The organism is Roseibium sp., assembly GCF_025698965.1.
In the GTDB taxonomy this organism is placed as follows: Bacteria; Pseudomonadota; Alphaproteobacteria; order Rhizobiales; family Stappiaceae; genus Roseibium.
Genome location: NZ_JAILWL010000350.1, coordinates 1 through 6,916, shown reverse-complemented (window position 1 = coordinate 6,916; position 6,916 = coordinate 1). Strand labels below are relative to the sequence as shown.

Sequence of the window (6,916 nt, the reverse complement as noted above, 5' to 3'; positions counted from 1 at the left end):
GGACTGGCTGCCCGACCTGCCTCTCGGTGCCTTGAGCCTGATTGCAGCGGTTCCGCTGTTTGTGTTTTCGTCGCATCGGGTTCAGCTGGTCAAGGAAGTCGACTGGCATACGCTGATCTTCTTCGTCTCCATGTTCATTGTCACGGGTGCCGTGCTGAAGTCCGGCGCATTGCAGGAATGGCTGAGCCCCTGGAACGACCAGCTGGGTGAACCTCTGCTTGTCACGTCCATTGCCTTTTTCGGCAGTCAGATCTTTTCGAATGTTCCGCTTGTCGAAATCTATCTGAACCTTCTTGATGGCCACGAAACACCGACCCTGATGTTGCTTTCCGGCATTTCCACACTTGCGGGCAACCTGTTCATTCTGAGTGCCGCCAGCAACGTGATCATCGTGCAGCAGACCGAAAAACATGGTGTCACACCGTTCCAGTTCTGGCAGTTCACTGTTTATGTATTGCCGGTGACCGTCGTTTCCCTGGCCGCATGTTATGCCTGGGTTGCCTTCATGAGGAATGTGACCGGTTGACATCAGGATCGCATTCCATCGTCCGATAAAAATTTCCCGCGTTGCGCGAAACTGCCGCATTCTGATGCGAAAGTTTCGATAAGCAATTGCAATTCCAGTCATACTCACCCTATGTAGGTGCTGGTTTTCATACGTACCTGTCCGGAGAAACCCTGTTCATGCCTGTTGATGTTGACGCCCTGGTAGATAGACGGCGGTTACGGCGCAAACTCACCTTCTGGCGTGTCGCGACCTTTATCGTCATTGCCGGTGCACTGATCGCCGGCCTTGCCTACGTATCCGGCGCTTCCAACAAAAGGTCCGCGCATATTGCGCGCATTCCGATCGAAGGGGTCATTCTGGAGGATCGCAAAACGCTGAAAATGATCGAACGGATCAGCAAGGCGGATGCGGTCAAGGGAGTTGTCGTTTCGATCAATTCGCCTGGTGGCAGCACAACGGGTGGCGAAGCGCTCTTTCAGGCCTTGCGCGAGCTTTCCGAAAAGAAACCCGTTGTTGCGGAAATCCGCACGATCGGGACATCCGCAGGCTATATGGTTGCGATCGCCGCCGATCATGTGGTGGCACGATACAACACGATTACCGGATCGATCGGTGTCCTCTTCCAGTTCGGAAACGCGCAGAAACTCCTTGAAACCGTCGGGGTACAGATGGAAGCGGTCAAAAGCGCGCCGCTCAAGGCCGAACCGGATTTTTATTCGGAAACCACACCACAGGTACGCGCCATGCTGCAATCCATGGTCAAGGACTCGTATGACTGGTTCGTCGGCCTCGTGGCAGAGCGCCGGGATCTGGATCCGGCAAAGGCAAAGGAACTTTCCGACGGGCGTATTCTGACCGGTCACAGGGCCCTTGAAGAAAAGCTTGTCGATGCGATTGGCGGCGAAGATACGGCCATCTCCTGGCTCGAAACGGAAAAGGGCGTCGCCAAGGATCTTCCAGTGGTTACCTGGACACCCAACAGCAACCTTGAGGAGCTGCCGTTCTCCGCTCGCGTGTCCAGAGAGTTTGGAAATGGCATCGGATCTGCCCTTATAAACCCTATTATTGATGCTAAGGGGCTGATTCCACGGGGTCTTACGCTTGACGGGCTCGTATCCGTTTGGCAGGCTTCTGAGGCGGCAGACAACAATCGTTAAGCGAGAGGGGGCGCAGCATGATCAAATCCGAACTTGTTCAGCACATCGCCGAGCAGAATCCGCATCTGTATCAGCGCGACGTTGAGAACATCGTCAACGCCATATTGGATGAAGTCACTGAGGCTCTTATGCGGGGAGACCGTGTCGAGCTGCGCGGATTTGGCGCATTCTCGGTCAAGAACCGACCCGCCCGCGTTGGCAGAAATCCTCGCACCGGTCAAAAAGTGGAAGTGGATGAAAAACACGTTCCCTTCTTCAAAACCGGCAAAGAAATGCGTATACGATTGAATGACGGTGTTGACCACGGCGACGACTGATTGCGCCGGTGAGGCTTTCCCGTCTGAAACTGAATTTTGAACTGGTAATTACCGGGAGGCCCTCGTGACCCGTTTCATCAGGAATGTGATTTTGTTCGCAATCGCGGTGGTGCTGGTTCCCCTGTCGGTTGCCAACAGGCATACAGTCTCCCTGTCCCTGAATCCGTTCGATCCACAGGATCCGAGGCTGACCGTTCCCGATATCCCACTGTTCTGGGTTATTTTTGCAAGCCTGGGCGTCGGCATCATTGTCGGCGGTCTGGGTGCCTGGGCGAAACAAGGCCGCTGGCGCAAGGAAGCGCGTGTGAAGCGGCGCGAGGCCAACAAATGGCACAGGGAAGCAGATCAACTGAGGGAAATGCACTCAGCTTCCCAGCCCTCTTCGAACATCAAGGGTATCGCGGGACCAGATAACCGCTCGGCAGCTTAGAGCGCTTCTCGTATAATCAACGCATGCGGATCATATCCAGCGACGAAATTGATGCGTGTCTTGAGGACAGAGCTGTTCTGGAGACATTGAGACGTGCGTTCCGGTCAAACACGATTGCACCCAACATTTCGGACCAGGAGATCAATCGGCCCGGTCCAGCACCCGGACACATTTCCTTCCAACCTGCCTGGACAGATTTTGCCGCACAGGGCGATCTGTCCCGCGGTTACATTGGATGCTCGATCGCGCTTGAGCTTCCTGAGAAAAAGGGGCAAGCCTCAAGTCTCTATGTCCTGTTTTCCGGATCCGGCGGTGAACCGATTGCCCTGATTGATGGCGCCAGACTGAGTGCTTGGCGTGCTGCCGGGGTCCATGCGCTTGCCGCGGCCTATCTGTCGCGAGAGGACACTTCACGGCTTCTTGTGGTCGGTGAGGATCCCCGGCTTCCCAAAATCCTGTCAGCTTATGCCGCTGTGCGAAATTTTACGTCGATCCTGCTTGCCGGAACGTCCCGGCAAACTCACAAAAGGATCGCCGCTCAGCGATCTCTGGCCAATGTTCACGTAGGTGTGACAACCGAGATTATTGCTGCACAGGAAGGTGCCGACATGATTTGTGTTGCTGGTCCTGACAGCGACACCCAGAGCTACCATGCGCTGACCTACCTTGATCCTTCGGCCGGGTGCCACATAGATGTGCTTGACCCGTCCGCAGTGCTGCCTTCCGACCTCCTTGAGGAAGCCCGGCTGTTTTCCTCAGATCTTGCCGCCCCTCCACGCACGGAACTGGAATGGGCTGCGGACTTGAAAGAACTGGCGCAAGGCAGCAAGGCCGGACGCCGCTACTATGGACAACGGACCTTGTTTCTCCCCGGTCCGCAGACCGGCCTGACGGACTATGCGCTGGCTGCACACATTTTTTTGAGGTCATAAACTCTGGAACTCGCAAAAGTATGCCCCACATTGCAAAGCAGCAGGGGGTAAACCGGAAAGCGAGTACCGGAATGGATTGCCCGGTTTGCTGCACAGCAATCAGCGGGCCCGCTTTCACAATTGTCGTTTTGCGAAGGAGCAGGACATGCTGACGACATTTGCCTATTCGGCAAGCCTTCCGGCAGTTGCACTCGGACTGATCGTTTATGTATCTGCCACATATGGGCTTGTTTTCTAGCTAAAAGGCCGGTTCATCTCGAACCGGCCTTTTTATTGGTAATAATTCAACCTGTTGTTTCGGCGGGCGTCATCCACCCCTGAGCCGCACCATTTACATCCTTCAAAATGGCAATCCGGCCGACACCGGGCACGTCGAATGGCGGGCGAACAATCTCCCCACCATGCGCTTTTGCAAGTCCCAGCCGCTCATCGACATCATCAACCGCAATATACGAGAACCAATGCTCAGGAACGCCCTCAAAATGCGGGCCGATCATTGGGAAAATGCCGGCAACCGGCTTGTCACCGAGGTTGGCAACCACATATGTGCCTTCCTCCATCGGCATTTCCGCGAATGTCCATCCAAGCGTCTGGCCATAAAACTCCTTTGCCTTTTCCGTGTCGCGGGTCATCAATTCGTTCCAGTAAAAAACACCGTGCTCAGCCATCGAGGCCTCCACCTTTTGAAATTGGCAACGCCGAATTTTACCCCCGGCAAGAGGACAAAGCTATGACATTGATCAGAACCAAGCCCGCAACAGTTTGCAAAAACTGCCCGCGCCGATCTCTCCTGACAGCACCATGTCAGCAGAGGTTGGATAAGATTGCCTCCGCAACAAGCAAAGGGCCCCGAATTGCTACCGATCACTATTCTCGTAACAGAAGGTTTTTCCGACTGGGAGATTGCCACGCTCGCAGGGCTTGGCCGGGCATTCTACAATGCTGAGGTTCAATTCGTGTCCCCAGAGGGGGGACCGGTAACCTCTGCTGCCGGTTTGAGAGTTGCAGATACCGTCAGGTTCGAAGCGACCGGCAAAACCGTTGTCGCGGTATGCGGCGGTCCCATGTTCGAGAAGTCCACTCCGCCATCGATTGAAGACAGGTTGCGCAGCACTTTTGATAGAGGGAGCGTTGTTGCCGGGATTTGCGGAGGAACAACTGCGCTTGCCCGGGCCGGACTGCTGAACGCCGTTCGACATACGTCAAACGGACCTGGATATCTTGAAAATCTCGTCCCCGAATATAGCGGCAGTGATCATTACGTTGACGTAGCCTTCGCAATTCAAGACAACAACATCATAACCGCCCCGGCACCGGCTCCAGCAACTTTTGCCGTGGAGGTCCTGGCGGCTTCCGGCCTGGACAGAAACACCGCAAACCAGATCACGGCCTTTCTGGCCAAAGAGCATGCAGGATCTGCCCGCGGGACAATCGATGGTTGATCAGCTTTCCGTATTCGAGCGATATCCGGGCAGATTCCAGCCATACAGGATCGCTCCTCCCCGCAGCACAAGCGCTACCGCCGCAGCCAGGGCTGCTGCAATGATCTGTGGTATGCCCAAATATGCGAGCAGTACAAAACTGCCAGCGCCTGCAAAGGCTGCTGTGACATAGATCTCCGACCTGACGATCGTCGACGGGTCGCGGGCAATCGTGTCCCGCAGAATTCCGCCGAATGTTGCGGTCGACACCCCCATGAGAACCGCAACCAGCACCGTATCACCGACCGACATGGCCTTGGCTGCTCCCATGACGGAATAGGCGGCAATTCCAATAGCATCCGCCCATCGCAAGGGTTTGTTCAACCGCTCGATCCAGTGAGCGAAAAACCAGACCAGAACGCTGACGACGAGGCAGACCAGAACATAGGTTTCGTTCTCGACCCAGAACACCGGCACACCGAGCAGCAAGTCCCGTAATGTGCCGCCACCGATGCCGGTCAATGTTGCAAAGAAGAGAAAGGCAACGAAATCAAGCTCTTTTCGAGAGGCAACAATACCACCGGTGACCGCAAAAACGGCAACACCGAGATAGTCCAGATATTGCAGCAGCATGACAGTCCCCCGAAGCAAATCTCAGCTGGTTCTCCTTGTACCTGGGGACCGCAAATTCTGTCTTAACGGCAACGCGATTGTTTAGGGCGGTCAAAGTCGATGCAACTTCGCTCCCCATTTGAACGATTTTCAGGACAAACGCCGACGTTTCCGGGAAGCCCGCACAATGATTGTGATCTTTTTGTGTATCAGGCCTTCCTTGCTGACAACCGCCCGATGGTCCTGGGCCCGCAGCACCACTGAAAAAACGTGTCTGCCGGGCGCGAGGTGCCCCAGCGAAAACACCGGTGCATAGGCAGTGCCGATTTTCCGATCGCCTTTGTGCACATGGGCATGTCCGATTTGGCTTTGCTCCGATCGATTAACGCACACATCGGTAAAGGAGAAATGGGTGGTCTCAATGTGGAGCAACCAGTCACCACCGGGGGCGAGTTCGCCTTTCAGTTGCAGCTCCGGCGGTTCCGTCCCATCCGGAACTTCCACAAAAACCGCATGCGGCGGTTGTTCCCTGCTTCCGGACTTAAAAAAGTGAAGGTTCACAAAGGTAAAAAGACACGCGGACACCGAGGCGATCAACGCTGCGCCGCCACTTCGTTTTGAGATCATCCGGTCAGACCTCTTCGTGTAATTTGGTGTCGGACTTGCCACCCCAGCTTATTGAAACCTTGAGAGGGCAGCCGCCGTGCAGCAGGCAGATGAACATCAACCCGTAGAGGTTTCCGTGCAAAGCAGGCGACTCGCGCAGCACAACGGCAAAAAAGGTGAAGGCGCATAAAAGAAAAAGCGCGACCGGACGCACCAACCTCCCTATTGCAAGGAGTATCCCCGCTTGCAACTCGACAAAACTCATGATCACTGCCACAAGCGGTAATGGCATGCCAAAGAAATCGAAACGTGCATGTTCCAAAATGGCGATCAGCAATGTTGGTTGCGCCAGCTTCACCGAGATCGCCAGACTGACAAAAGTCAGTCCGGTGAGAAGTTGGGCAACACCCCAAAAAAACCCTTCGTCCGGCAGGCGGGTCTCAATCGAGACGTCGTCCGGCAACAATTTGTCGAGACCGTATTTTCCGGCACCATAGAAACAAAGCAGAATAGCCGGCGCCATGAAATGGCCAGCATAGTGCAAGGCAAAGACCTGGCCGAAGATTACGCAGCCCAAAACGGTCAAGGCCAGTATGGCGACTGCGACCAGACGCGTCGCCAGACCCAGCAGCAACAATAACGACAGGATCAGCTCGGCTCCCGCGAGCCAACTCCAGTCAGGAAGAGTGCTCAACACCATGTCAGGAACAAACAGCGTCGGTTCACTCCACAGGGCCGTTCCATGGCGTGGCAGTCCACCCACAGCACTCAGCCCGAGTGTAACAGCCAGACCGGCTCTGACGGCCAGCGGACCATAGTCCCGTGCGTGCGTCTTCAGGTATTGTAGGAGCGGCGCACCGGGGAGCCGCAAGGTCTCCTCCGCGAGTATGCCAATGAACAGAAGCAGACAGGCTCCAAGAGACAGAACCTGCA

At 55.3% G+C, this 6,916-nt stretch carries 10 protein-coding genes; 6 read left to right on the top strand and 4 right to left on the bottom strand.

Annotated elements, in window-relative coordinates:
• The 5 genes from K5905_RS23430 to K5905_RS23410 all read left to right on the top strand — a co-directional run.
• Positions 1-526: SLC13 family permease (locus tag K5905_RS23430; protein WP_297588453.1), on the top strand; the 526-nt coding region annotated here is incomplete at its 5' end.
• Positions 527-684: 158 nt separating this feature from the next.
• Positions 685-1,665 carry a signal peptide peptidase SppA gene (gene sppA / locus K5905_RS23425; RefSeq protein ID WP_297588450.1) on the top strand — a complete coding sequence of 327 codons (981 nt, stop codon included), beginning with the start codon at positions 685-687 and terminating at the stop codon, positions 1,663-1,665.
• 17 nt (positions 1,666-1,682) lie between these two features.
• Positions 1,683-1,982, top strand: a complete 300-nt coding sequence (ihfB, locus tag K5905_RS23420; protein WP_297588447.1) for an integration host factor subunit beta — start codon at positions 1,683-1,685, stop codon at positions 1,980-1,982.
• Positions 1,983-2,046: 64 nt separating this feature from the next.
• Complete coding sequence (locus K5905_RS23415; RefSeq protein ID WP_297588445.1) at positions 2,047-2,412, top strand: lipopolysaccharide assembly protein LapA domain-containing protein; 366 nt, start codon at positions 2,047-2,049, stop codon at positions 2,410-2,412.
• Positions 2,413-2,435: 23 nt separating this feature from the next.
• Entirely contained in the window at positions 2,436-3,344 is a 909-nt protein-coding gene (locus tag K5905_RS23410; RefSeq protein WP_297588443.1) for an ornithine cyclodeaminase, read from the top strand.
• Between the two features lie 284 nt (positions 3,345-3,628).
• Here the strand turns inward: K5905_RS23410 and K5905_RS23405 are convergent, their stop codons facing one another.
• The gene (locus tag K5905_RS23405; protein ID WP_297588441.1) at positions 3,629-4,012 is read right to left on the bottom strand and encodes a VOC family protein; all 384 of its coding nucleotides are present in this window, start codon (positions 4,010-4,012) and stop codon (positions 3,629-3,631) included.
• A 156-nt stretch (positions 4,013-4,168) separates the two neighbouring features.
• Between K5905_RS23405 and K5905_RS23400 the strand changes: the two genes are divergently transcribed.
• Entirely contained in the window at positions 4,169-4,786 is a 618-nt protein-coding gene (locus K5905_RS23400) for a DJ-1/PfpI family protein (protein WP_297588438.1), read from the top strand.
• Here K5905_RS23400 and K5905_RS23395 read toward each other — a convergent pair whose 3' ends face one another.
• The 3 genes from K5905_RS23395 to K5905_RS23385 form a co-directional block, all read right to left on the bottom strand.
• Entirely contained in the window at positions 4,787-5,398 is a 612-nt protein-coding gene (locus tag K5905_RS23395) for a trimeric intracellular cation channel family protein (protein ID WP_297588435.1), read from the bottom strand.
• A 129-nt stretch (positions 5,399-5,527) separates the two neighbouring features.
• Positions 5,528-6,004, bottom strand: coding sequence for a hypothetical protein (locus K5905_RS23390; RefSeq protein ID WP_297588432.1), 477 nt, complete (start codon positions 6,002-6,004; stop codon positions 5,528-5,530).
• Positions 6,005-6,008: 4 nt separating this feature from the next.
• A partial coding sequence (locus K5905_RS23385; RefSeq protein WP_297588429.1) for a hypothetical protein occupies positions 6,009-6,916 on the bottom strand: 908 nt, incomplete at its 5' end.